Raw genomic sequence first — 24,537 nt, 5'->3', positions numbered from 1 at the left:
TCGAAAGATAACGGAAGCAATAAAAACCCAAGATCGAAACTTCGTCAAGCGCGCAGGTGAAAAAAATCGCCGGCAAGCCGGCTCCTACAGATGGGTGTAAGAGCCAGCTTGCCGGCGAACAGGGTTCCGCGGTTGTGGATAACCTCAGTCCTTCTTGATCTTCTCCGGCCGTTTCCAGCCATCGATGTTCTTCTGCCGGGCGCGGCCGACCGCCAGTTGAGCCGGGGCCACATCCTGGGTGATGGTGGAACCGGCAGCCGTGGTGGCGCCGGAGGAGATATCCACAGGTGCTACCAACGAGTTGTTGGAGCCGATGAACACGTCTTCGCCCATGATCGTCTTGTGCTTGTTCACCCCATCGTAGTTGCAGGTGATGGTGCCGGCGCCAATGTTGGTGCGCGCACCGATCACCGCGTCGCCCAGGTAGGTCAGGTGGCCGGCCTTGGCACCCTGGCCCAGGTGGGCATTCTTCAGTTCGACGAAGTTACCCACATGAGCCCTGGCTTCCAGCACGGTACCGGGACGCAGCCGGGCGAACGGACCGGCATCGCTGCCCTCGCCCATCACCGCGCCATCGAGGTGGCTGTTGGCCTTGATCACCGCGCCCTTGCGCAGGGTGCTGTCCTTGATCACGCAGTTGGGGCCGATCACCACGTCGTCCTCGATCACTACCCGGCCTTCGAGAATCACGTTGATGTCGATCAGCACATCACGGCCAACAATGACTTCGCCACGCACATCAAAACGTGCCGGGTCGCGCAAGGTCACGCCCTGGGCCATCAACCGGCGGCCGGCCCGCAGCTGGTAGTGCCGCTCCAGCTCGGCCAGTTGCTTGCGGTCGTTGGCGCCCTGCACTTCCATGGCGTCGTGGGGCTGCTCGGTGGCGACGATCAGGCCGTCGCTGACCGCCATGGCGATCACGTCGGTGAGGTAGTACTCGCCCTGGGCGTTGTTGTTGGACAGCCGGCCGGTCCAGTCGCCCAGGCGCTTGCCGGGCACTGCGAGAATGCCGGTGTTGCCTTCGGTGATGGCGCGGGTGGCTTCGTCAGCATCCTTCTGCTCGACAATGGCGACGACTTTGCCGTCGGCATCACGAACGATGCGCCCGTAGCCGGTAGGGTCGTCCAGCTCGACGGTAAGCAGGCCCAGTTGCTCCGGCCCCACCTGCTTGAGCAGGCGCTGCAGGGTCTCGACTTCGATCAGCGGCACGTCGCCGTAGAGGATCAGCACCGTGTCAGCAGTGATAAAAGGCACGGCCTGGGCCACCGCATGGCCGGTGCCCAGTTGCTTGTCCTGCAGCACGAAATTCAGGTCGTCGGCGTCCAGCCGCTCGCGCACCGCATCGGCACCGTGGCCGATCACCACATGGATACGCTGTGGGTCGAGTTGCCGGGCGCTGTGGATAACATGCCCGAGCATGGAGTTGCCGGCGACCGGGTGAAGAACCTTGGGCAGCGCCGAACGCATGCGGGTGCCCTGGCCTGCGGCGAGGATAACGATTTCGAGAGACATGACTGGCTACCAATCCTGGAAGGTCAGACTGCGACCAAGAGGGGGGTGAATGGCGGGAAATAAAAAGGGTAGCCGAGGCTACCCTTTTTAATCAATCACACAGAAAGCCTGCGACTTAGCCGCCGAACTTCTTGCGGATCTGCTGGACGGTACGCAGCTGAGCTGCGGCCTCGGCCAGACGTGCAGCAGCAGAACCGTAGTCGAAATCTGCGCCTTTTTCATTCAGGGCCTTCTCAGCAGCCTTGACGGCTTCCTGAGCGGAGGCTTCGTCCAGGTCGGCAGCACGTTGCACGGTGTCGGCAAGAACCTTGACCATGTTCGGCTGAACCTCGAGGAAACCACCGGAGATGTAGAACACCTCGGCTTCCCCGCCCTGCTTGATCAAGCGGATCGGACCTGGCTTCAGGTTGGTGATCAGCGGTGCGTGACCCAGAGCGATACCAAGATCACCCAGTTCACCGTGCGCAACCACCATCTCCACCAGACCGGAGAAGATTTCCCCTTCCGCGCTGACGATATCGCAATGGACTGTCATAGCCATCTGCTTGCCTCAACCTAAATTAGCGCCCGTTGCCGGGCGCCGGGATTACAGTTTCTTGGCTTTCTCGATCGCTTCGTCGATGCCGCCGACCATGTAGAACGCTTGTTCTGGCAGGTGGTCGTAGTCACCGTTGAGGATGCCTTTGAAGCCAGCGATGGTGTCTTTCAGGGAAACGTATTTGCCTGGAGAACCAGTGAAGACTTCAGCCACGAAGAACGGCTGCGACAAGAAGCGCTGGATCTTACGAGCGCGGGATACCAACTGCTTGTCGGTTTCCGACAGCTCGTCCATACCCAGGATCGCAATGATGTCCTTCAGCTCTTTGTAACGCTGCAGTACGTACTGAACGCCGCGAGCGGTCTCGTAGTGTTCGTTGCCGATCACGTTCGGGTCCAGCTGACGGGAAGTCGAGTCCAGTGGGTCTACCGCTGGGTAGATACCCAGGGAAGCGATGTCACGGGACAGAACGACGGTGGCGTCCAAGTGGGCGAAGGTGGTCGCTGGCGACGGGTCGGTCAAGTCGTCCGCAGGTACGTATACCGCTTGGATCGAGGTGATCGAGCCTTGCTTGGTCGAAGTGATACGTTCTTGCAGAACGCCCATCTCTTCAGCCAGGGTCGGCTGGTAGCCTACTGCGGAAGGCATACGGCCCAGCAGTGCGGATACTTCGGTACCGGCCAGGGTGTAACGGTAGATGTTGTCGACGAACAGCAGAACGTCGTTACCTTCGTCACGGAACTTCTCGGCCATGGTCAGGCCGGTCAGGGCTACGCGCAGACGGTTTCCCGGCGGCTCGTTCATCTGGCCGTAGACCAGTGCCACTTTGTCCAGAACGTTGGAGTCCTTCATCTCGTGGTAGAAGTCGTTACCCTCACGAGTACGCTCACCCACACCGGCGAACACGGAATAACCGCTGTGCTCGATGGCGATGTTACGGATCAGTTCCATCATGTTTACGGTCTTGCCTACACCGGCACCACCGAACAGACCGACTTTACCGCCCTTGGCGAACGGGCAAACCAGGTCAATTACCTTGATCCCGGTTTCCAGCAGGTCGTTGCCGCCTGCCTGTTCTGCAAAGGAAGGTGCTGGACGGTGGATGCCCCAACGCTCTTCTTCACCGATAGGACCGGCTTCGTCGATTGGGTTGCCCAGTACGTCCATGATCCGGCCCAGGGTCGCTTTACCGACCGGTACGGAGATGGCTGCGCCAGTGTTGTTGACGTCCAGACCGCGCTTCAAGCCTTCGGTGGAGCCCATCGCAATGGTACGCACCACGCCGTCGCCCAGCTGCTGCTGAACTTCCAGAGTGGTTTCGGCGCCTTGAACCTTCAAGGCGTCGTAGATGCTCGGTACGCTGTCGCGTGGAAATTCCACGTCGATAACGGCGCCGATGATTTGAACGATACGTCCGCTACTCATAGCTGGATCCTCTGAATATTTGAACCGTTAAACCGCGGCAGCGCCGCCGACGATTTCCGAGATCTCTTGGGTGATCGCAGCCTGACGCGCCTTGTTGTAGATCAGCTGCAAATCGCTGATCAAATCACCGGCGTTGTCGGTAGCGTTCTTCATTGCGATCATCCGCGCCGCTTGTTCAGCTGCGTTGTTCTCGACCACCGCCTGGTAGACCTGCGACTCCACGTAACGGACCATCAAGCCGTCCAGCAGCTCCTTGGCATCCGGTTCGTAGAGGTAGTCCCAGTGGTGCTTGAGTTCTTGATCCGGGGTTGCCTCCAGTGGAATCAACTGCTCCACGGTCGGCTGCTGGGTCATGGTGTTGATGAACTTGTTGGATACCACGGACAGGCGGTCAATCCGGCCTTCCAGGTACGCATCCAGCATCACCTTGACGCTGCCGATCAGATCATTGATCGACGGCTCTTCACCCAGATGGCTGATAGCTGCAACGACGTTACCGCCGAAGTTGCGGAAGAAGGCCGCACCCTTGCTACCGACCACACACAGATCGATCTCGACGCCTTGTTCGCGGTTTACCGCCATGTCCTTGACCAGGGCCTTGAACAGGTTGGTGTTCAAGCCACCACACAGACCACGGTCACTGCTCACCACAACGTAACCGACGCGCTTGATAGCACGGTCGATCATGAACGGGTGACGATATTCCGGGTTGGCGTTGGCCAGATGACCAATAACCTGGCGGATGCGCTCCGCATAAGGACGGCTAGCAGCCATGCGCATTTGTGCCTTGCGCATTTTGCTGACCGCCACTTTTTCCATGGCGCTGGTAATTTTTTGCGTGCTTTTGATGCTCGCAATCTTACTGCGAATCTCTTTTGCGCCTGCCATGTAACACCTATCAGGTTAGCAAGCGGGAGCCTTGCGGCTCCCGCTGCGGCTTACCAGGTTTGGGTGGCTTTGAACTTCTCGATACCGGCTTTCAGGCCAGCGTCGATTTCGTCATTGAAGTCACCCTTCACGTTGATCTTCGCCATCAGGTCGGCGTGATCGCGGTTGAAGTAAGCAATCATGGCCTGTTCGAAGCTACCAACTTTGGCAATCTCGACGTCCGTCAGGAAGCCACGTTCAGCGGCATACAGGGACAAGGACATGTCGGCGATGGACATCGGCGCATATTGCTTCTGCTTCATCAGCTCGGTAACGCGCTGACCATGCTCAAGTTGCTTACGGGTCGCTTCGTCCAGGTCAGAAGCGAACTGGGCGAATGCCGCCAGTTCACGGTACTGAGCCAGAGCGGTACGGATACCACCGGACAGCTTCTTGATGATCTTGGTCTGAGCGGCACCACCCACACGGGATACCGAAACACCGGCGTTCACAGCAGGACGGATCCCGGAGTTGAACATGGCCGATTCCAGGAAGATCTGACCGTCGGTGATGGAGATCACGTTGGTCGGAACGAACGCGGAAACGTCGCCAGCCTGGGTTTCGATGATCGGCAGAGCGGTCAGGGAACCGGTCTTGCCAGTCACTGCGCCGTTGGTGAACTTCTCTACGTACTCTTCGGAAACGCGGGATGCGCGCTCCAGCAGACGGGAGTGGAGATAGAACACGTCACCTGGGTAGGCTTCACGGCCTGGTGGACGGCGCAGCAGCAGGGAAATCTGGCGGTAGGCCACTGCTTGCTTGGACAGATCGTCATAAACGATCAGCGCGTCTTCACCGCGGTCACGGAAGTATTCGCCCATGGTGCAACCGGAGTACGGAGCCAGGAACTGCAGTGCTGCAGATTCCGAAGCGCTCGCTGCAACGATGATGGTGTTAGCCAGTGCACCGTTTTCTTCGAGCTTGCGAACCACGTTGGCGATGGTCGATTGCTTCTGACCGATAGCCACGTAGACGCAGAAAATGCCGCTGTCTTTCTGGTTGATGATCGCGTCGATCGCCAGAGCGGTCTTACCGATCTGACGGTCACCGATGATCAGCTCACGCTGGCCACGGCCGACTGGGATCATGGCATCGACAGCCTTGTAGCCAGTCTGTACAGGCTGGTCTACCGACTTACGCCAGATCACGCCTGGAGCAACTTTCTCGACCGCGTCGGTCTCGGTGTTGTTCAGCGGACCTTTGCCGTCAACTGGGTTACCCAGTGCGTCGACTACGCGACCCAGCAGTTCCTTACCAACCGGAACCTCCAGGATGCGGCCAGTGCACTTGGCGCTCATGCCTTCAGCCAGACTGGTGTACGCGCCCAATACAACGGCACCTACGGAGTCTTGCTCCAGGTTGAGGGCCATACCGTAGACGCCGCCCGGAAACTCGATCATCTCGCCGTACATAACGTCGGCCAGACCGTGAATCCGCACGATGCCGTCAGATACGCTGACGACAGTGCCTTCGTTACGGGCTTGGGAGGTCACATCGAGCTTTTCGATGCGGCCCTTGATAATTTCACTTATTTCGGAAGGATTGAGTTGCTGCATTGCTCTGCTGCCCCTTCAAACTCAAGATTTCAATGCTTCGGCAAGGTTCGCGAGTTTGCCGCGAATCGAGCCATCGATAACCAGGTCGCCGGCGCGGATTACGACGCCACCAATAAGGCTGGCATCCTCCGCAGCGTGCAGTCGCACTTCCCGGCCGAGCCGTGCACTGAGAACCTTGGCGAGTTTGTCTTGCTGTTCTTGGTTCAATGCGAACGCACTGGTCACATCCACATCCACCGATTTCTCTTGCTCGGCCTTGTACAGGTCGAACAGAGCGGAGATCTCCGGCAACAGCAGGAGACGGTCGTTTTCGGCGGCAACGTGAATGAAATTCTGTGCCTGTGCATCAAACTTGTCGCCACACACTTCGATAAAAGTGCTGGCCTTTTCTGCGCTCGTCAGTCGCGGGGCCTTAAGCACGCGCTGCATGGTGTCATCTTGTGACACCGCTGCAGCCAGGCCGAGCATGGCTGACCAAGAGGCCAGCTGCTGGTGGGCCTGAGCGTGCTCGAAGGCCGCCTTAGCGTAAGGTCGGGCCAACGTGGTCAGTTCTGCCATGATCGCCCTCGCTTAAATTTCAGCAGCCAGTTTGTTAACCAGCTCTGCGTGCGCGTTTTGATCGATTGTGGCACCCAGGATCTTCTCTGCGCCGTTGACTGCCAGGCTGCCCAGTTGGGCGCGCAGCGCGTCTTTGACGCCGTTCAGTTCCTGTTCGATCTCGGCCTGAGCCTGAGCCTTCACACGTTCAGCTTCGACACGAGCCTGTTCACGGGCTTCGTCGACGATCTGAGAACCGCGCTTCTTGGCTTGCTCAATGATTTCAGCTGCCTGAGCTTTAGCTTCGCGCAGTTGCTGACCCGCTTTATCTTGGGCCAGTTCCAGGTCACGAGCTGCTCGGCTGGCAGCGTCCAGTCCATCCGCGATCTTCTTTTGACGTTCGTGCAGAGCTGCAATGACCGGAGGCCAAATGAACTTCATGCAGAACAATACAAAAATTAAGAACGCAACGGACTGGCCAATCAGGGTTGCATTAATGTTCACGCCAACACCTCGCTCGTTCGTTGTCCGTCACACCAATCAACTCGAAAAATCGAGTGATTAGCCAGCGAGTTGACCAACGAAGGGGTTTGCGAAGGTGAAGAACAGAGCGATACCAACACCGATCATGGTTACGGCGTCGAGCAGACCGGCAACGATGAACATTTTAACTTGCAGCATTGGAACCATTTCTGGCTGACGCGCTGCGCCTTCCAGGAACTTGCCGCCCAGCAGGCCGAAACCAATTGCGGTACCCAGTGCGCCCAGGCCGATCAACAGTGCAACAGCGATAGCGGTTAGACCAACTACAGTTTCCATCTTTCCTCCCGACTTTTACGTCGTATGGTTTAGGTTTTTTAGATTAAAGCGGTAAAACAAATCGTTTCATTGACCCGAGACGGGCCCCCTCTCGCCGCAACGAGAGGGACATCAGACTAGTCGAGACTGGTCTTAATGGTTCTCTTCGTGCGCCATCGACAGGTAGACGATGGTCAGCATCATGAAGATAAAGGCCTGCAGGGTGATGATCAGGATGTGGAACACAGCCCACGCCCATTGCAGAACCACACCCATGCCGCTGAGCCACAGCAGGCCGCTGCCGAACATCACAGCGATCAGGATGAACACCAGTTCGCCGGCATACATGTTGCCGAACAGACGCAGTGCCAACGAGATCGGCTTGGCAACCAGGGTCACGAATTCAAGCAGGAAGTTCACCGGAATCAGCAGCGCCTGAACCAGGATGTTCTTGCTGCCGAACGGGTGCAGGGTCAGTTCGCCGATGAAGCCGCCGATGCCCTTGACCTTGATGCTGTAGAAAATGATCAGCGCAAACACCGACAGGGCCATGCCCAGGGTGGCGTTCGGGTCAGTGGTGGATACGGCACGGAACGGAATGTGCTGGTCGCCGGAGATCAACATGGCCAGTTGTGGAATCCAGTCCACCGGTACCAGGTCGATGGCGTTCATCAGGAACACCCAGACGAAAATGGTCAGAGCCAACGGTGCGATCACCGGGCTGCGGCCGTGGAAACTGTCCTTCACGCTGCCATCGACGAAGCCAACCATGACTTCAACGAAGTTCTGCAAAGCGCCCGGCACGCCGGAAGTCGCCTTCTTGGCCGCCATGCGGAACAGAAGAATGAAGATCACACCCAGTGCGACAGACCAGCCGAGGGTATCGACGTGGAATGCCCAGAAGCCCATTTCCTTGGCTTCTGCTGCGGAGTGGGCAAAGCCCCAGCTCCCATTGGGTAGCTGACCGAAGGTCAGGTTCTGCAAGTGGTGCTGGATATAGCCCGAAGCGGTTGTTTCTGCTGACATGGTTGCCTCAAACGCCCTAAGGTCTCGAAAGTCTTGTTCTCATTAGCAGGGGAGCGAACCAGCTGACCAGTTGGGTCAGCACGAAGACGCCGAATACAGCCAGCGGCGCCAATGGCTTCACACCTGCAAACGTCAGTGCAAACAGCACCGCCGTCAAAATCAGTTTGCCCGCCTCACCGGCATAAAAAGACCGGACGATGGCTTGGGCCGCTCGGGCGCCGGAAAACCGAAATGCCCTGTGCGCGAAATACACATTGGGTAGCAAGGCTATCAGTCCTCCGCAAAGGCCTGAGTATCCGGCTACGACTCCACGCCATTGCCAGAGCGCCAGAGCGGCTATCAGTAAAATGATCAACTGAGCCAGTAAAACCGGAAAAACCGCCAAGCGATGAAACGGCAAGCGGTTTGGCGTGCGGGTTTCCATCGCTCTTGCTCCTCAAGGGTCGGCTGCCAGAATTCATTAACTTGGCATAATTTGTGCCGACAAAATGCGCGCAGAGTATAGGGGCGGTTCAGCCCCTATTCAACTGCCGGGTAGTGATTTCCGACTGCGCGCTACATAAGGAAATGTTTCAGCGGATGTGAGCGAGGACGCCTTGCAGCTCATCCAGGGAGTTGTAGCCGATCACCAGCTGACCTTTACCCTTCTTGCCGTGGCGGATCTGCACCGCAGAGCCCAGGCGCTCGGCCAGACGCTGCTCGAGACGGGCGATATCCGGGTCTGGCTTGACCGGTTCAGCAGGTTCCTGTTTGCCGCTCAGCCACTGGCGAACCAGGGCCTCGGTCTGGCGCACGGTGAGGCCTCGTGCGACAACGTGTCGCGCCCCTTCAACCTGTTGATTTTCCGGCAATCCGAGCAATGCACGGGCATGACCCATTTCCAGGTCGCCGTGGGACAGCATGGTCTTGATCACCTCAGGCAAGGCGATCAGGCGCAGCAGGTTGGCCACGCTGACGCGGGACTTGCCCACGGCTTCGGCGACCTGTTGCTGAGTCAGCTGGAATTCCTGCTGCAGGCGCTGCAGGGCCACCGCCTCCTCGATGGGATTGAGATCTTCACGCTGGATGTTCTCGATCAGAGCCATGGCGATAGCGGTTTCATCCGGCACATCGCGGACCATCGCCGGGATGGTTTCCTGGCCAGCCTGCTGGCTGGCGCGCCAGCGGCGCTCGCCGGCAATGATCTCGAAACGACCACCACCGATGGGCCGGACCACGATCGGCTGCATCACGCCCTGGCTCTTGATCGAATTCGCCAGTTCTTCCAGCGCTTGCGGGTCCATGTCCCGACGCGGCTGGTACTTGCCGCGCTGGATCAGGTCCAGGGGCAGGTGTTGCAGCTCACGCTGGTCGGCCTGCACCGCTTGTTCTTCCAGTGCGCTGACAGTCGGACCACTCAACAGTGCATCCAGTCCACGTCCGAGACCTCTTTTCTTGACGGCCATGGGGATTCCTTAAGTTGGCTGGGCGGCTGCGACGCGCGATTGTTTACGTTGCCGGCGAACCATCTCGCCCGCCAGGGCCAGGTAGGCCAGCGCGCCACGGGATTGTTTGTCGTACGCCAACGCCGGCATACCGTAGCTCGGCGCTTCGGCCAAACGGATGTTGCGCGGAATCACGGTGTCATACAGCTGATCGCCGAAGTGTTCCTTGAGCTGCGCGGAAACATCGTTCATCAGGCTCAGGCGCGGGTCGAACATGGTGCGCAGCAAGCCTTCGATCTTCAGCTCCGGGTTGAGCAGTTCGGCGATGCGCTTGATGTTATCCACAAGGTCGCTCAAACCTTCCAATGCGTAGTACTCGCACTGCATGGGGATAATGACCCCATCGGCGGCGACCAGGGCGTTGAGGGTGAGCATCGACAGCGACGGCGGGCAGTCGATCAGGATGTAGTCGTAGTTTTCACGGATTGGCGCCAGGGCGCTGCGCAGACGGCTTTCCTTCATCTGCATTTCCAGCAGCACCACCTCCGCGGCCGTCAGGTCGCGGTTGGCCGGCAGCAACTGGTAACCGCCGTGCTCGGAGAAATGCATGGCCTGGGCCAGGTCGCACTCACCGATCAGCAGGTCATAGACCGAGTTTTCCAAACCGTGTTTATCCACACCGCTACCCATGGTGGCGTTGCCCTGTGGATCAAGATCGATCAACAGCACCCGGCGCTTGGTCGCTACCAGGGATGCTGCGAGGTTGATGCAGGTGGTGGTCTTGCCCACGCCACCTTTCTGGTTCGCTATCGCGAATACCTTAGCCATTCTTGCTTGTGTTCCCAATCATGCCGTGCGGCGCAGTATCAGCAGATGGCGTTGGCCTTGGCAACCGGGTACGGCCAAGGCGTGTTCGCTATCGAGGTGGAAGTCCGCCGGCAATGCTAACAGCTCATCCGAGGGATGGACGCCCTTCATTGCCAGCCAGCGTGTATCGCGGTCGCCCAGGTGGCGGGTCCAGCTGGTGAAGTTCTCCATGCTGCTGAACGCCCGGGAAATGATCCCGTTGAAAGGCTGCTCAGGAGTAAAGGCTTCGACCCGACTGTGGATAACTTGCAGGTTTTCGAGCTTGAGTTCGAGTTTGACCTGGGTCAGGAAGCGGGTTTTCTTGCCGTTGCTGTCCAGACAGGTGACTTGCGACTCGGGAAACAGGATCGCCAGCGGGATGCCGGGCATGCCGCCACCGCTGCCGACGTCCAGCCAGCGGCCGTTTTCGATGAACGACATCACGCTCAGGCTATCGAGCAGATGGCGGGAGACCATTTCATCGGGATCGCGCACCGCAGTGAGGTTGTAGGCCTTGTTCCACTTGATCAACAGGGCCAGGTAACCCAGCAGCAATTGGTGCTGGGTCGGGCTCAGCTCGACGCCGAGCTGGCGAGCGCCTGTGGATAACTCATCCGCGTGTTGTGGGGTGACCATAGAACTCAAGCGCTTTGCTCCAACTGACGGCCCGCGCCGCGTTTTTTCAAGTGAATCATCAACAGGGAGATCGCTGCCGGGGTTACACCGGGAATCCGCGAGGCCTGGCCCAGGGTTTCCGGGCGGGTCGCGCCGAGCTTGCTCTGGATTTCCTTCGACAGGCCGGAAATACCGCTGTAATCGATATCCACAGGCAATTTGGTGTCTTCACTGGCGCGCAGGCGAGCAATTTCGTCCTGCTGGCGATCGATGTAGCCGGCGTACTTGGTCTTGATCTCGACCTGTTCGGCGACCTGCGGATCTTCAGCGCCCTGCCCGGTCACTTCGACCAGACCAGCGTAGTCGATTTCCGGACGGCTCAGCAGGTTCAGCAGGTTGTATTCGTGGGTCAGCGGCGTGCCGAATTTTTGTGCAATGGCATCACCCTGCTCGGTACCCGGACGAACCCAGGTGGACTTCAAACGTTGTTCTTCCTGGGCAATGCCTTCGCGTTTTTTGCAGAAAGCGGCCCAGCGCACGTCATCCACCAGCCCCAGTTCGCGACCTTTTTCGGTCAGACGCAGGTCGGCGTTGTCTTCACGCAGGATCAAGCGGTATTCCGCCCGGGACGTGAACATCCGGTACGGTTCCTGGGTGCCCAGGGTAATCAGGTCATCCACCAGTACCCCGATATAGGCCTCGTCGCGACGCGGGCACCAGCTGTCTTTGCCCTGGGCACGCAGTGCCGCGTTGGCCCCGGCCAGCAAACCTTGGGCACCGGCTTCTTCATAGCCGGTGGTGCCATTGATCTGGCCTGCGAAGAACAGGCCACCGATGACTTTGGTTTCCAGGCTGTACTTCAAGTCCCGCGGGTCGAAGTAGTCGTACTCGATGGCATAGCCCGGGCGCACGATATGGGCGTTTTCCATGCCGCGAATCGACTGCACGATCTGCAGTTGCACGTCGAATGGCAGGGAGGTGGATATCCCGTTCGGGTACAGCTCGTGGGTGGTCAGGCCTTCGGGCTCGATGAAGACCTGGTGGCTTTCCTTGTCGGCAAAGCGATGGATCTTGTCTTCGATCGACGGGCAGTAACGCGGGCCAATGCCTTCGATCACCCCGGAATACATCGGCGAACGGTCGAGGTTCGAAGCAATGATTTCGTGGGTGCGGGCGTTGGTGTGGGTAATCCAGCAACTGACTTGCGGTGGATGCTGCTCTTTCGACCCCAGGAACGACATCACGGGAATCGGGGTATCGCCGGGTTGCTCGGTCATTACCGAGAAATCCACAGAACGGCCATCAATACGCGGCGGTGTGCCGGTTTTCAGGCGGCCGACACGCAGAGGCAGTTCCCGAAGTCTTTGCGCCAGGGCGATCGAGGGCGGATCACCAGCACGACCGCCGGAGTAGTTCTGCATACCGATGTGGATAAGTCCGCCGAGGAAGGTACCGGTGGTCAACACCACGGATTCGGCGAAGAAACGCAGGCCCATCTGGGTCACAACACCACGGACCTGATCCTGTTCAACGATCAGGTCGTCAGCCGCCTGTTGAAATATCCACAGGTTGGGCTGGTTTTCCAGAATCTCGCGAACAGCTGCCTTATACAGAATGCGGTCGGCCTGGGCGCGGGTAGCGCGCACGGCTGGGCCTTTGCGGCTGTTCAACACGCGAAACTGGATGCCGCCCTTATCTGTAGCCATGGCCATCGCGCCGCCCAGGGCATCGATTTCCTTGACCAGGTGGCTCTTGCCAATGCCGCCGATCGCGGGATTGCAGCTCATGGCACCGAGGGTTTCCACGTTATGCGTCAGCAACAGGGTTTTTGCCCCCATGCGTGCTGATGCAAGTGCTGCCTCGGTACCGGCATGACCGCCGCCGATGACGATCACTTCAAAACGGGAAGGGAAATCCACCACGCACCTCGTGCCTGCTTCAAGTAGGAGTAATTAGGAGTAATTGTCGGGTTGGTTTTTGGACCAAGGCGGCAAGTATAGGGACTTCGACCTTTCTAAAGAACCCTTTGCACAAAATTTAACCAGCTGTGGATGACTGGCGGACAATAGAAATTAAAAGAGAGAGATTTATTAAAACCTTGTTTTTATGTTTATTCTTATACAGCCACCTATCTGTGGATAGATCGCTGTATCCCTTTATTTACAATGTGTACAGAGATTTTAAAGTCTGTGGTTAGGTGGCAATGAGGCCCTTGGATAACCGGTTTAAGCCTGTGGATTAATGGGGTGGTTATCCACAGGGGCGGTTTTCCTCAGTTTTGGAGCCCGGTTATCAACTGAGCTGAAGGGCAGTTATTCACAGGGCTTAATCCACAGAAAAACCTGCTTTCCACTGATAGACGCCCACAGCTACCCCCCCTTCGCCCAGGGCAAAGAACGAAAATGGAAGCTGGATAACGCGAAAAGACAGGCCGCGAGCGCGACCTGCCGGTGGATAAATGCCCGTTCAGGCCAGGTCGCGAGGCCACAAACGTGGAAACAGCTCATGTTCCAGAGCGGCGCCGGCGGCCAACTGTTCGACCAGGCCGGGGAATTCCGGTGAGGTTCGCCATGGTCTCGGGGCATGGCGCATGTCTTCTCCGAGAAAACGCAGGGAAAATGCCCGCCGTCGTCTATTTCCGCCTACACCGCCGGCCCCATGCAGGGTCAGCATGTGGAAAAACACTGCGTCGCCGGGCTGCAGTTCCCAGCCCAGAATGTTCCATGCTGAACGATCGGCCTCGATGTCCGGAAGATCAGCCAGGCTGCCCTCGGGGAACCACCTGGCCTGGTTGTCGAGAAAGGTTCGCGGCATCAGCCAGGGCCCCAGGTGCGAGCCGGCAATGAACTCCAGGGTCGATTCCCGGGCCACCGGGTCCACCGGCATCCACATGCTGCAGTTCTGACGGCCTTCGACGTTGTAGTACGGCTGGTCCTGGTGCCAGGGCGTGCGTTGCCGGGTATTGGGTTCCTTGACCAGCAGGTGGTCGTGATACAGGCGAGCCTGATCGCTGCCCATCAGTTGCGCAGCCACATGGCCAACCCGGCTCTGGAAGATGAACTGCCGATAGGCCGGGTTCTCTTGCCAGTTGCAGAAGTCCTCGAAGAACCAGCCAGGGTCGTCCGGACGGCTGGCGACCTTGGCCCGTTCGCTGGGAAACGCCAGGTTGTGCTCGATCCCCTGCTCCAGCAGGCCGACTTCATCGCAGCTGAACAGTTGGCGAATGCACACAGCGCCATCGCGCTGAAAGGCTTCAATGGTTGTAGGCGGCAACTCGAACGATCCCATGGGTTATCCCTTTTCCTGAGTTCCGATACCGGGCTCGGCGGCGGCCGAGCCGGTGGTATCCGGCTTGATCCATATCCAATAGGCCAGCGACAGCAGCGCCAACCAGCCCAGCCCCACATACAGAGCCAGGCGCGTATCGGCAAATGCGCCCAGCACACCGAAGATGAACAACATGAAAACCACGGCACAGGCCTGACCCGCAGTGCCCAGGGGCACCGGGAACTTCAGTTCGTGGATTTCCCTGGTACTCATGCCACGACGCATGGCCATTTGTGACAGCAGGATCATCAGCCAGACCCAGACCACGGAAAAGGTCACCAGTGAGGCAAAGATCAGGAACAGTTCCTGCGGGATCCAGTAGTTGAGCAGCACCCCCAGCAGCAACGCCACTGACATGACCAACACCGTCATCCAGGGCACGCCGAAGCGGGAGGTCCTGGCGAACACTGCCGGCGCCTGCCCGATCGCCGCCATGCCATACATCATTCGCCCGGCACTGAAGATATCGCTGTTGATGGCCGAGACCACGGCGGAAATCACTACGATATTCAGCACCGTGGCCGCCGAACTGATCCCCAGGCTGCTGAAGATCTGCACGAACGGGCTGCCATGGCTACCGATGCTCGACCAGGGCGCCAGGGTCAACAGAATCAGCAAGGTCAGTACGTAGAAGATCAGGATCCGCAGCGGTACCGAGTTGATGGCCTTGGGGATCATGCGCTGCGGGTCCTTGGCCTCGCCGGCGGTGATGCCGATGACTTCGATTCCACCAAAGGCGAACATGACGATGGTGAAGGAGGCGATCATGCCCTCCACGCCATTAGGGAAAAAGCCGCCATATTCCCAGAGATTGGCCAGCCCTCCCCGGCTTTGTTCCTCCCCAAGCTGGATGCCGAAGAACAGCAGGGTAAAGCCGCCGACGATCATGGCCACAATGGCGCCAACCTTGAGCAGCGACAGCCAGAACTCCAGCTCGCCGAACACCTTTACGCTGCACAGGTTCAAGGCGCCAATGCCCAGGACAATGCTCAGCACCCAGATCCAGCGGGGAGTATCGGGAAACCACAGGCCCATGTAGACGCCGAATGCGGTGACGTCAGCCAGGCACACCATGAGCATGGAAAAGGCGTAGCTCCAACCGGTGAGAAACCCCGCAAAACGTCCCAGATAACTGCTGGCGTAATGTCCGAAAGAGCCTGAAACAGGAGTCCTGACTGCCATCTCTCCCAGGGCGCGCATGGTCAGGTAGATGGCTGCGCCGCCAATCAGATAGGCCAGCAGGACCGAAGGCCCCGCCCGTTGAATGGCGGCCGCCGAACCGTAGAACAAGCCTGTGCCAATGGCAGAGCCCAGGGCGATGAAGCGGATGTGCCGGGTGCTCAGGCCACGCTGTAGAACAGTGCCCGCGTCAGCCATTTCAGCTCCTTGAATGCAGGTTCATGAAGACCAGCCGGCTTCCAACCGTCGGCCCAGGCGACGCATGCCGGGGAATTTCCCGAGATGTATAAACCTGTACAAGAAATGGATGCAAATAGGGAACCAAGTCAGCGTTTATGCGAACTTCTGCCATATGACGGCTATTGGCTGATTAACCGGGGGATAAAGCGCTGATTTTCAGGCAGGCGCTGTTACTCAATGTCGCAGCGGGCTTTGATGGGGGATAAAGGTAACGCCCGCAGACGGTATCCCAGAGGGAGTTGTCCACAGGCGCTTGCTCGGAGGGATGATTACTTGCCGATGCAGAAGCTGGAGAAGATCCGCCCCAGCAGGTCATCGGAACTGAAGGCCCCGGTGATTTCCCCCAGCGATTGCTGGGCCTGGCGCAAGTCCTCGGCCAGCAGTTCGCCGGCACCTGCCAGGGTCAACTGTGCCCGGCCATGTTCCAGGGCGGCACTGGCGTAGCGCAATGCCTCCAAGTGCCGGCGGCGCGCACTGAAGCTGCTTTCGGATGTCTGTTCATAGCCCATGCAGGCTTTCAGGTGGTCCCGCAGCAGTTCCAGCCCGCTGCCCGCGGCCATGGCACTGAGGCTGATGGTGACATGGCCATCGTCACAGGTTTCCAGGGCAATGGGTTCACCGGTCAGATCGGCCTTGTTGCGAATCAGCGTGACCTTGGCCGGGTCTGGTCGCTGTTCGAGAAACTCCGGCCACAAGGCGAAGGGGTCCGCTGCTTCCGCCGCGGTGGCGTCCACCACCAGCAACACCCGGTCGGCCTCGCTGATGGCCTTGAGGGCCCGTTCGACACCGATCTTTTCCACCTGGTCCTCGGTGTCCCGCAGCCCTGCGGTGTCCACCACGTGCAACGGCATGCCGTCGATGTGGATATGTTCGCGCAGGATGTCCCGAGTGGTGCCGGCGATATCGGTGACAATGGCAGCCTCGCGCCCGGCCAGGGCGTTGAGCAGGCTGGATTTGCCGGCATTTGGGCGCCCGGCGATCACCACGGTCATGCCATCGCGCAGCAAGGCGCCCTGCCCGGCTTCCCGCAGTACTGTGGATAACTCGTCACGCACTGCATCGAGCATGCTCAACACATGGCCATCGGCAAGGAAGTCGATTTCTTCCTCGGGAAAATCGATCGCCGCTTCGACATAGATCCGCAGGGCGATCAGTTGCTCGGTCAAGTTATGCACACGTTGGGAGAACGCCCCTTGCAGCGAACGCAGGGCATTGCGCGCAGCCTGTGCCGAACTGGCCTCGATCAGGTCGGCAATGGCTTCGGCCTGGGCCAGGTCCAGTTTGTCGTTGAGGAACGCACGCTCGCTGAATTCCCCCGGCCGAGCCAGGCGGCAGCCCAGTTCCAGGCAGCGCTGCAGCAGCATGTCGAGAACGATCGGGCCGCCGTGGCCCTGCAGTTCCAGCACGTCTTCGCCGGTGAAGGAGTTCGGCCCGGGGAAATACAGGGCAATCCCCTCATCCAGGACTTCTTCTTGCTCACTGAGAAACGGCCCGTAATGGGCAAACCGCGGCTTCAGCTCACGACCGCTGATGGCTTTGGCTGCCGCGCCCGCCAGGGGCCCGGAAATCCGTACGATACCCACGCCGCCGCGGCCCTGGGCGGTAGCAATGGCAGCGATGGTTTCACGAGGGACATTCATAACCCGACATCCAGACAAAAGTGACAGATAGCAAAACGCCCCACTAGGGGGCGTCTCGTGTGGTTATCCACAGCGTAGGTCAGGCAGCTGCTTTCTTGGTAGCCGCTTCGATCTTACGAGTGATGTACCACTGTTGAGCGATCGACAGGCAGTTGTTCACTACCCAGTACAGCACCAGACCCGCCGGGAACCACAGGAAGAAGAAGGTGAAGATGATCGGCATCATTTTCATCACCTTGGCCTGCATCGGATCCGGAGGCGTCGGGTTCAGCTGCTGCTGGATGAACATGGTGGCGCCCATGATGATCGGCAGGATGAAGAACGGATCCTTGATCGACAGGTCGGTAATCCACAGCATGAACGGTGCCTGGCGCATTTCCACGCTTTCCAGGAGTACCCAGTACAGGGACAGGAAGACCGGCATCTGCACCAGGATCGGCAAGCAGCCGCCCAGCGGATTGATCTTCTCTTTCTTGTACAGCTCCATCATCGCCTGGGACATTTTCTGACGATCGTCGCCGAATTTTTCCTTCAGCGCGGCCAGTTTCGGAGCCACTGCACGCATGCGTGCCATGGACTTGTAGCTGGCAGCCGACAGTGGGAAGAAGATCCCCTTGATCAGCATGGTCAGGAAGATGATCGACCAGCCCCAGTTACCCACCAGGCTGTGGATATGTTGCAGCAGCCAGAAGATCGGCTGGGCAATGAACCACAGGAAACCGTAGTCCACGGTCAGTTCCAGACCTGGGGACAACTCTTTCAGCACGGCCTGGCTTTTCGGGCCGGCGTACAGAATGGCGCTGGTTTCAGCCTTGGCACCCGGAGCAACGGTCATCGAAGGGCCGGTGTAGCCGATGATGTAGTTGCCTTTGCTGTCTTTACGCGCCAGAACCTGGTTGTTCTCGCCTTTTGGCGGAATCCAGGCGGTCACGAAGTAGTGCTGCAGCCAGGCAACCCAACCACCCTGAACATTTTCAGTGATGGGTGCCTTGGATTTGTCCTCGTTCACCTTGTCCATGTCTTTCATGGACACTTTTTTGTACGGCTCGGAACTTGTCCACAGGGCGGCGCCCAGGTAAGTCGCGGTGCCGGTGGCGGTGCTGGAGGATGGATCGGAACTGGCGTCGCGCTTGAGCTGGGCGAACATCGCACCGGTCCAGGGCTGTGCGCTTTCGTTGTCGATCAGGTAGGAAACGGTGATGTCATACAAGCCACGCTTCAGGGTGAAGCGCTTGATGTAGTTGACGCCGTCCTTGCTGAACTTCAGGTCGACCACCAATTGGTCCTGACCGTCAGCCAGTTGATAACTTTTCTTCTCGGCCGAGTAGATCGGGCGACCGGCCGGGCTTGCGTCCGGGCCGTTGCTGCCAATCAGGCCACTTTGTGCCAGATAAGTCCGCTCGTTGCCGTTATCGAACAGCTGGAACGGGATTTCCGGGTGGTCCTGACGACGTGGATACAGTGGCAAACGCAGTTGCGCGATATCCCCACCTTGTGGATCGACAGCCAGGTCGAGCACATCCGTTTTGATCTGAATGAGATCTTTGCTTGCCGCTACAGGCGCTTCAGCGGGTGCGGTGGTGTCGCTTGCCGCGCGCGGAATGTCGTCGTTGGCAGCGGAAGTGCCTGTTGGCGCATCCGGCAAGCCCGGGGCGGTCGTGCTGGAAGCAACATTCTGAGTCGGCAGGGCAGCTTGGCCATAATCCTGGTTCCATTTAAGAACCATGACATAGGACACGATTGCCAGGGCGACGATCAGGATCGTGCGTTTGATATCCATGATTACTCGGCCATCGAAGAAGAACGGGAGGTAGGGATAGGTGGAACCGGGTCATAACCACCGGGATTCCACGGATGACAGCGACCTAAACGACGAAAGGTCAGCCAGCCACCGCGCAGAAGGCCATGATTTTCGATGGCTTCCAACGCGTAGCAGGAACAACTGGGGTAGAAACGACAGTGATTGGCCATCAGAGGACTAATGGCATAGCGGTAAAACTGGATCGGAACGAGTGCCAGTTTACGCATCGGGACTGTCTACCCCTACAGTTTCGGAGTTGGCTGCTGGTACCGGCTTGTTGCGTGCCAGGCGTTTCCAGAGTTTGCCGAAATGCTGAATCAATTCGGGGTTTTCTACATCGCCCAAACCTTTGCGCGCGACGATAACGATATCCCAACCGACCAGTGAGTCCTGGTGGAGACGAAACGATTCGCGCATCAGACGCTTGAGGCGATTGCGCTCAACGGAGAGTTTTACGCTCTTTTTCCCGATCACGAGCCCCAGACGGGGATGATCAAGATCGTTGTTGCGCGCAAGGAGCAGGAGATTTTTCCCCGGAACCTTGCCGGTAGGGGAGTCAAAGACCGCCTTGAAGTGCCGGGGAGTAAGCAGACGCTTTTCCCGACTGAAGTCCTGACTCACCTCCAGTGCCGGATTATCAAACTGCCAGACGCGCACGACCTTTGGCGCGACGACGCGACAGGACGGCACGACCGTTCTTGGTAGCCATGCGAGCACGGAAACCGTGGGTACGAGCGCGTTTGATAGTGCTTGGTTGGAAAGTACGTTTCATGTCGTGTTACCTGGTTCGTCCACAACGGGCCGGAATGGCCCCCGTTTTAAGAGATCGGCGATTCTAGAGAAAGCAAGCCTCTAGGTCAATTTCCAACCAGCTTTTCCTTTATCTATGTATGTCCGGGTACGGGGTTGTGAGCCAGGGTCGGCTAGATATAAAAATAAAGAAGGAAAGTATTTAAAGCTTTTCTGTAAAGCTTATAAAGACTAGGGACGTCCTCATCTGTGGATAACTGACTCAAGCCCTTCTAGTCCGTACTGTACAGAGAATGACAACACGGTTGAGAAACGGTGTCCTGCCTGTGCTGCGCCATCGGAAAACCTGTGTGTGGAACGGTTGGTTATCCACAGGCGAGTTACCCACAGAGTTTCGCCCCGAGTTGTGCAATGGCCTCAAGTGGGGTTATCCACAGAGCTTATGCACATACCGCTGGTCGTGTTTATTCGGGGTAAGGCGTTGATTCTTAGTGTCCTGAGGACACGCTACATGTGGATAAGTGGGCGGCTGATCGCTACAATGGCCGCTTGTTTTTGCCTCACCGGCTTTCAACTTAGGGGATATCCGTGTCAGTGGAACTTTGGCAGCAGTGCGTGGAGCTTCTGCGTGATGAGCTGCCTGCCCAGCAATTCAACACTTGGATCCGTCCGCTACAGGTCGAAGCCGAAGGCGACGAGTTGCGTGTATACGCACCGAATCGTTTTGTTCTCGATTGGGTCAATGAAAAGTACCTGGGGCGCGTGCTCGAGCTGCTGGATGAACACGGCAACGGCATGGCACCGGTTCTTTCCTTATTAATAGGCAGCAAACGCAGTTCGGCGCCTCGCGCCGCACCTAACGCGCCACTGGCCGCTGCCGCTTCGCAAGCCCTGCAAGCAGCTGCAGCCAATGCTGCCCCGGCTGCTGCTCCCGCGCCCGCTCCGGCACCCACTTCTGCCCCGGCCAAGAAAGCCGCCGCACAGAAGGCTGCCGAAGTCAGCGAAGAACCCTCTCGTGACAGCTTCGACCCGATGGCGGGCGCCAGCTCGCAGCAGGCACCGGTACGCGCCGAACAGCGTACCGTCCAGGTAGAAGGCGCGCTCAAGCACACCAGCTACCTGAACCGCACTTTCACCTTTGAGAATTTCGTCGAGGGTAAATCCAACCAGCTGGCCCGCGCAGCGGCCTGGCAGGTGGCGGACAACCCCAAGCATGGCTACAACCCGCTGTTCCTTTATGGCGGCGTCGGCCTGGGTAAGACCCACTTGATGCACGCTGTGGGTAACCACCTATTAAAGAAGAACCCGAATGCCAAGGTCGTGTACCTGCATTCCGAGCGCTTCGTGGCGGACATGGTCAAGGCGTTGCAGCTCAACGCCATCAACGAATTCAAGCGTTTCTACCGTTCGGTCGATGCGCTGCTGATCGATGACATTCAATTCTTCGCCCGCAAGGAGCGTTCCCAGGAAGAGTTCTTCCACACCTTCAACGCCCTCCTCGAAGGCGGCCAGCAGGTGATTCTCACCAGTGACCGCTACCCGAAGGAGATCGAAGGCCTGGAAGAGCGCCTCAAGTCGCGCTTCGGCTGGGGCCTGACGGTGGCCGTCGAACCGCCTGAGCTGGAAACCCGGGTGGCGATCCTGATGAAGAAGGCCGACCAGGCCAAGGTCGAGCTGCCTCATGATGCAGCGTTCTTCATTGCCCAGCGCATTCGCTCCAACGTCCGTGAACTGGAAGGTGCCCTGAAACGGGTCATCGCCCACTCGCACTTCATGGGCCGCGATATCACCATCGAGCTGATTCGCGAATCCTTGAAGGATCTGCTGGCGCTGCAGGACAAGCTGGTGTCTGTGGATAACATCCAGCGCACCGTCGCCGAGTACTACAAGATCAAGATTTCCGATCTGCTGTCCAAGCGGCGTTCCCGTTCGGTGGCCCGCCCGCGTCAGGTGGCCATGGCCCTGTCCAAGGAACTGACCAACCACAGCCTGCCGGAAATCGGCGATGTGTTCGGCGGTCGCGACCACACCACGGTTCTGCACGCCTGCCGCAAGATCAATGAACTTAAGGAATCCGACGCGGACATCCGCGAGGACTACAAGAACCTGCTGCGTACTCTGACCACTTGATGACTCCAACGCAGCTTATTAAGGCAAGGGACTAGACCATGCATTTCACCATTCAACGCGAAGCCCTGTTGAAACCCCTGCAACTGGTCGCCGGCGTCGTCGAACGCCGCCAGACCTTGCCGGTGCTTTCCAACGTGCTGCTGGTTGTCGAAGGCCAGCAACTGTCGCTGACCGGTACCGACCTGGAAGTCGAGCTGGTCGGTCGTGTGCAACTTGAAGAGCCAGCCGAGCCGGGGGAAATCACCGTTCCCGCGCGCAAGCTGATGGACATCTGCAAGAGCCTGCCCAACGATGCCCTGATCGACATCAAGGTCGACGAGCAGAAGCTGGTGGTGAAGGCCGGGCGTAGCCGCTTCACCCTCTCGACCCTGCCGGCCAACGACTTCCCGACTGTGGAAGAAGGCCCGGGCTCGTTGACCTGCCAGCTGGAGCAGAGCCGACTGCGTCGCCTGATCGAACGCACCAGCTTCGCCATGGCCCAGCAGGATGTGCGCTACTACCTCAATGGCATGCTGCTGGAAGTGTCCGCCGGGATCATCCGCGCCGTGGCCACCGACGGTCACCGTCTGGCCATGTGCTCGATGCAGGCGGACATCGGCCAGCCGGATCGCCACCAGGTGATCGTGCCGCGCAAAGGCATCCTGGAACTGGCGCGCCTGCTCACCGAGCCCGATGGCAACGTCAGCATTGTCTTGGGCCAGCACCACATTCGTGCCACCACCGGCGAATTCACCTTCACCTCCAAGCTGGTGGACGGCAAGTTCCCGGACTACGAGCGCGTGCTGCCCAAAGGCGGTGACAAGCTGGTACTGGGTGATCGCCAGGCGCTGCGCGAAGCCTTCAGCCGTACCGCGATCCTGTCCAACGAGAAGTACCGCGGCATCCGTCTGCAACTGGCCAATGGTCAGCTGAAGATCCAGGCCAACAACCCGGAGCAGGAAGAAGCGGAAGAAGAAGTGGGCGTGGAATACAACGGCGGTTCCCTGGAAATCGGCTTCAACGTCAGCTACCTGCTGGACGTTCTGGGCGTGATGACCACCGAACAGGTTCGCCTGATCCTGTCCGATTCCAACAGCAGTGCGCTGGTGCAGGAATCCGACAACGACGACTCGGCTTACGTTGTCATGCCGATGCGCCTGTAATCATGCTCAGCAGAAGCTAGATGTCCCTCAGTCGCGTCTCGGTCACCGCGGTGCGCAATCTGCACCCGGTGACCTTCTCCCCCTCCCCCCGCATCAACCTTCTCTACGGCGCCAACGGCAGTGGCAAGACCAGTGTGCTGGAAGCCATCCACCTGCTGGGGCTTGCCCGCTCGTTCCGCAGTGCCCGCCTGTTGCCGGTGATCCAGTACGAGCAGCTGGCCTGCACGGTGTTCGGCCAGGTGGAGTTGGCCCAGGGCGGCCATAGCAGCCTGGGGATATCCCGTGATCGCCAGGGGGAATTCCAGATCCGCATCGACGGTCAGAATGCCCGCAGCGCGGCGCAGTTGGCCGAGATCCTGCCGCTGCAGTTGATCAACCCGGACAGCTTCCGCCTGCTGGAGGGCGCACCGAAGATCCGTCGGCAGTTCCTGGATTGGGGAGTGTTCCATGTGGAACCACGCTTCATGTCCACCTGGCAGCGCTTGCAGAAGGCCCTGCGGCAGCGGAACTCATGGCTGCGGCATGGTACACTTGACGCCGCTTCGCAAGCGGCCTGGGACCGGGAACTGTGTCAGGCCAGCGCTGAAATCGATGAATACCGCCGCGCTTATATCAAAGCCTTGAAACCAGTCTTTGAGCGGACCTTGGGCGAACTGTTGCAGCTCGAGGGCCTGACGCTTAGCTATTACCGTGGTTGGGACAAGGACCGGGAGCTCAGTGAAGTGCTCGCGACCGCCCTCCACCGTGACCAGCAAATGGGTCATACCCAGGCCGGCCCACAACGTGCTGATTTGCGTCTGCGCTTAGGCGGACACAACGCCGCGGACATCTTGTCCCGTGGCCAGCAGAAGTTGGTGGTCTGTGCCTTGCGCATTGCCCAGGGGCACCTGGTGAGCCAGGCTCGCCGCGGTCAGTGTATTTATCTGGTGGATGACTTGCCGTCCGAGCTGGACGAGCAGCATCGCCGCGCACTTTGTCGCTTGTTGGAAGACTTACGCTGCCAGGTGTTTATCACCTGTGTAGACCACGAATTATTGAGGGAAGGCTGGCAGACGGAAACGCCAGTCGCTTTGTTCCACGTGGAACAAGGCCGTATCACCCAGACCCACGACCATCGGGAGTGA

The 24,537-nt window shown here is 58.8% G+C and carries 24 protein-coding genes; 3 read left to right on the top strand and 21 right to left on the bottom strand.

The features are described from left to right. Nucleotides 1–144: 144 nt before the first annotated feature. The 21 genes from glmU to rpmH all read right to left on the bottom strand — a co-directional run bounded on the left by glmU (nt 145) and on the right by rpmH (nt 20,163). Nucleotides 145–1,512, bottom strand: coding sequence for a bifunctional UDP-N-acetylglucosamine diphosphorylase/glucosamine-1-phosphate N-acetyltransferase GlmU (gene glmU, locus AC07R1_RS11205; protein WP_258718080.1), 1,368 nt, complete (start codon nt 1,510–1,512; stop codon nt 145–147). 115 nt (nt 1,513–1,627) lie between these two features. Then, complete coding sequence (locus AC07R1_RS11200) at nt 1,628–2,053, bottom strand: F0F1 ATP synthase subunit epsilon (protein ID WP_011064380.1); 426 nt, start codon at nt 2,051–2,053, stop codon at nt 1,628–1,630. Between the two features lie 45 nt (nt 2,054–2,098). After that, the gene (atpD, locus tag AC07R1_RS11195) at nt 2,099–3,475 is read right to left on the bottom strand and encodes a F0F1 ATP synthase subunit beta (protein WP_011064381.1); all 1,377 of its coding nucleotides are present in this window, start codon (nt 3,473–3,475) and stop codon (nt 2,099–2,101) included. A 27-nt stretch (nt 3,476–3,502) separates the two neighbouring features. Continuing rightward, complete coding sequence (gene atpG, locus AC07R1_RS11190) at nt 3,503–4,363, bottom strand: F0F1 ATP synthase subunit gamma (RefSeq protein ID WP_011064382.1); 861 nt, start codon at nt 4,361–4,363, stop codon at nt 3,503–3,505. Between the two features lie 50 nt (nt 4,364–4,413). After that, nucleotides 4,414–5,958, bottom strand: a complete 1,545-nt coding sequence (gene atpA, locus AC07R1_RS11185; RefSeq protein WP_011064383.1) for a F0F1 ATP synthase subunit alpha — start codon at nt 5,956–5,958, stop codon at nt 4,414–4,416. Between the two features lie 21 nt (nt 5,959–5,979). Then, on the bottom strand, nt 5,980–6,516 hold the full coding sequence (locus tag AC07R1_RS11180; RefSeq protein WP_011064384.1) for a F0F1 ATP synthase subunit delta: 537 nt from the start codon (nt 6,514–6,516) through the stop codon (nt 5,980–5,982). Nucleotides 6,517–6,528: 12 nt separating this feature from the next. After that, entirely contained in the window at nt 6,529–6,999 is a 471-nt protein-coding gene (locus AC07R1_RS11175; RefSeq protein ID WP_011064385.1) for a F0F1 ATP synthase subunit B, read from the bottom strand. Between the two features lie 57 nt (nt 7,000–7,056). Continuing rightward, on the bottom strand, nt 7,057–7,314 hold the full coding sequence (atpE, locus tag AC07R1_RS11170; RefSeq protein WP_002555987.1) for a F0F1 ATP synthase subunit C: 258 nt from the start codon (nt 7,312–7,314) through the stop codon (nt 7,057–7,059). A gap of 132 nt (nt 7,315–7,446) precedes the next feature. After that, nucleotides 7,447–8,319 (bottom strand): F0F1 ATP synthase subunit A, encoded by an 873-nt coding sequence (gene atpB / locus AC07R1_RS11165; protein ID WP_011064386.1) that lies wholly within the window; start codon nt 8,317–8,319, stop codon nt 7,447–7,449. A 16-nt stretch (nt 8,320–8,335) separates the two neighbouring features. Further along, the gene (locus AC07R1_RS11160; protein WP_015637573.1) at nt 8,336–8,743 is read right to left on the bottom strand and encodes a F0F1 ATP synthase subunit I; all 408 of its coding nucleotides are present in this window, start codon (nt 8,741–8,743) and stop codon (nt 8,336–8,338) included. Nucleotides 8,744–8,891: 148 nt separating this feature from the next. Continuing rightward, complete coding sequence (locus tag AC07R1_RS11155) at nt 8,892–9,764, bottom strand: ParB/RepB/Spo0J family partition protein (protein WP_011064387.1); 873 nt, start codon at nt 9,762–9,764, stop codon at nt 8,892–8,894. A gap of 9 nt (nt 9,765–9,773) precedes the next feature. After that, complete coding sequence (locus AC07R1_RS11150) at nt 9,774–10,571, bottom strand: ParA family protein (protein ID WP_011064388.1); 798 nt, start codon at nt 10,569–10,571, stop codon at nt 9,774–9,776. 18 nt (nt 10,572–10,589) lie between these two features. Next, nucleotides 10,590–11,225, bottom strand: a complete 636-nt coding sequence (gene rsmG / locus AC07R1_RS11145; RefSeq protein WP_015637574.1) for a 16S rRNA (guanine(527)-N(7))-methyltransferase RsmG — start codon at nt 11,223–11,225, stop codon at nt 10,590–10,592. Nucleotides 11,226–11,230: 5 nt separating this feature from the next. After that, nucleotides 11,231–13,123, bottom strand: coding sequence for a tRNA uridine-5-carboxymethylaminomethyl(34) synthesis enzyme MnmG (gene mnmG, locus AC07R1_RS11140; protein ID WP_011064390.1), 1,893 nt, complete (start codon nt 13,121–13,123; stop codon nt 11,231–11,233). 547 nt (nt 13,124–13,670) lie between these two features. Continuing rightward, complete coding sequence (locus tag AC07R1_RS11135) at nt 13,671–14,492, bottom strand: phytanoyl-CoA dioxygenase family protein (protein WP_495110522.1); 822 nt, start codon at nt 14,490–14,492, stop codon at nt 13,671–13,673. A gap of 3 nt (nt 14,493–14,495) precedes the next feature. Next, nucleotides 14,496–15,908, bottom strand: a complete 1,413-nt coding sequence (locus AC07R1_RS11130; protein WP_072443369.1) for an amino acid permease — start codon at nt 15,906–15,908, stop codon at nt 14,496–14,498. Between the two features lie 311 nt (nt 15,909–16,219). Further along, a complete protein-coding gene (gene mnmE / locus AC07R1_RS11125) occupies nt 16,220–17,590 on the bottom strand; it encodes a tRNA uridine-5-carboxymethylaminomethyl(34) synthesis GTPase MnmE (RefSeq protein ID WP_041120513.1) in 1,371 nt (456 codons plus the stop codon). A 79-nt stretch (nt 17,591–17,669) separates the two neighbouring features. Beyond that, a complete protein-coding gene (gene yidC / locus AC07R1_RS11120; RefSeq protein ID WP_011064394.1) occupies nt 17,670–19,370 on the bottom strand; it encodes a membrane protein insertase YidC in 1,701 nt (566 codons plus the stop codon). A gap of 2 nt (nt 19,371–19,372) precedes the next feature. Then, nucleotides 19,373–19,618, bottom strand: a complete 246-nt coding sequence (gene yidD, locus AC07R1_RS11115; RefSeq protein WP_003213574.1) for a membrane protein insertion efficiency factor YidD — start codon at nt 19,616–19,618, stop codon at nt 19,373–19,375. After that, nucleotides 19,611–20,012 carry a ribonuclease P protein component gene (gene rnpA, locus AC07R1_RS11110; RefSeq protein WP_026020269.1) on the bottom strand — a complete coding sequence of 134 codons (402 nt, stop codon included), beginning with the start codon at nt 20,010–20,012 and terminating at the stop codon, nt 19,611–19,613. The genes yidD and rnpA overlap by 8 nt, the downstream gene beginning before the upstream one ends. Nucleotides 20,013–20,028: 16 nt before the next feature. Continuing rightward, nucleotides 20,029–20,163, bottom strand: a complete 135-nt coding sequence (gene rpmH / locus AC07R1_RS11105) for a 50S ribosomal protein L34 (RefSeq protein ID WP_003213577.1) — start codon at nt 20,161–20,163, stop codon at nt 20,029–20,031. Between the two features lie 566 nt (nt 20,164–20,729). Between rpmH and dnaA the strand changes: the two genes are divergently transcribed. Genes dnaA through recF form a run of 3 tightly spaced genes read left to right on the top strand, consistent with a single transcriptional unit; the run spans nt 20,730 to nt 24,537 of the window. Continuing rightward, the gene (gene dnaA, locus AC07R1_RS11100; RefSeq protein ID WP_011058391.1) at nt 20,730–22,271 is read left to right on the top strand and encodes a chromosomal replication initiator protein DnaA; all 1,542 of its coding nucleotides are present in this window, start codon (nt 20,730–20,732) and stop codon (nt 22,269–22,271) included. 38 nt (nt 22,272–22,309) lie between these two features. Then, the gene (gene dnaN / locus AC07R1_RS11095; RefSeq protein ID WP_011058392.1) at nt 22,310–23,413 is read left to right on the top strand and encodes a DNA polymerase III subunit beta; all 1,104 of its coding nucleotides are present in this window, start codon (nt 22,310–22,312) and stop codon (nt 23,411–23,413) included. Between the two features lie 20 nt (nt 23,414–23,433). Further along, nucleotides 23,434–24,537 (top strand): DNA replication/repair protein RecF, encoded by a 1,104-nt coding sequence (gene recF / locus AC07R1_RS11090; protein WP_011058393.1) that lies wholly within the window; start codon nt 23,434–23,436, stop codon nt 24,535–24,537.

The sequence above is a fragment of the Pseudomonas sp. GW821-FHT07F01 genome (assembly GCF_059418825.1).
The sequence above is the reverse complement of the archived record's forward strand: the minus strand, read 5'-3'. Positions and strand labels throughout refer to the sequence as shown.

Coding starts and splice junctions, on each gene's coding strand:
- glmU (WP_258718080.1), bottom strand. CDS start 1,512: ATGTCTCTCGAAATCGTTATCCTCGCCGCAGGCCAGGGCACCCGCATG.
- AC07R1_RS11200 (WP_011064380.1), bottom strand. CDS start 2,053: ATGGCTATGACAGTCCATTGCGATATCGTCAGCGCGGAAGGGGAAATC.
- atpD (WP_011064381.1), bottom strand. CDS start 3,475: ATGAGTAGCGGACGTATCGTTCAAATCATCGGCGCCGTTATCGACGTG.
- atpG (WP_011064382.1), bottom strand. CDS start 4,363: ATGGCAGGCGCAAAAGAGATTCGCAGTAAGATTGCGAGCATCAAAAGC.
- atpA (WP_011064383.1), bottom strand. CDS start 5,958: ATGCAGCAACTCAATCCTTCCGAAATAAGTGAAATTATCAAGGGCCGC.
- AC07R1_RS11180 (WP_011064384.1), bottom strand. CDS start 6,516: ATGGCAGAACTGACCACGTTGGCCCGACCTTACGCTAAGGCGGCCTTC.
- atpE (WP_002555987.1), bottom strand. CDS start 7,314: ATGGAAACTGTAGTTGGTCTAACCGCTATCGCTGTTGCACTGTTGATC.
- atpB (WP_011064386.1), bottom strand. CDS start 8,319: ATGTCAGCAGAAACAACCGCTTCGGGCTATATCCAGCACCACTTGCAG.
- AC07R1_RS11160 (WP_015637573.1), bottom strand. CDS start 8,743: ATGGAAACCCGCACGCCAAACCGCTTGCCGTTTCATCGCTTGGCGGTT.
- AC07R1_RS11155 (WP_011064387.1), bottom strand. CDS start 9,764: ATGGCCGTCAAGAAAAGAGGTCTCGGACGTGGACTGGATGCACTGTTG.
- AC07R1_RS11150 (WP_011064388.1), bottom strand. CDS start 10,571: ATGGCTAAGGTATTCGCGATAGCGAACCAGAAAGGTGGCGTGGGCAAG.
- rsmG (WP_015637574.1), bottom strand. CDS start 11,225: ATGGTCACCCCACAACACGCGGATGAGTTATCCACAGGCGCTCGCCAG.
- AC07R1_RS11135 (WP_495110522.1), bottom strand. CDS start 14,492: ATGGGATCGTTCGAGTTGCCGCCTACAACCATTGAAGCCTTTCAGCGC.
- AC07R1_RS11130 (WP_072443369.1), bottom strand. CDS start 15,908: ATGGCTGACGCGGGCACTGTTCTACAGCGTGGCCTGAGCACCCGGCAC.
- mnmE (WP_041120513.1), bottom strand. CDS start 17,590: ATGAATGTCCCTCGTGAAACCATCGCTGCCATTGCTACCGCCCAGGGC.
- yidC (WP_011064394.1), bottom strand. CDS start 19,370: ATGGATATCAAACGCACGATCCTGATCGTCGCCCTGGCAATCGTGTCC.
- yidD (WP_003213574.1), bottom strand. CDS start 19,618: ATGCGTAAACTGGCACTCGTTCCGATCCAGTTTTACCGCTATGCCATT.
- rpmH (WP_003213577.1), bottom strand. CDS start 20,163: ATGAAACGTACTTTCCAACCAAGCACTATCAAACGCGCTCGTACCCAC.
- dnaN (WP_011058392.1), top strand. CDS start 22,310: ATGCATTTCACCATTCAACGCGAAGCCCTGTTGAAACCCCTGCAACTG.
- recF (WP_011058393.1), top strand. CDS start 23,434: ATGTCCCTCAGTCGCGTCTCGGTCACCGCGGTGCGCAATCTGCACCCG.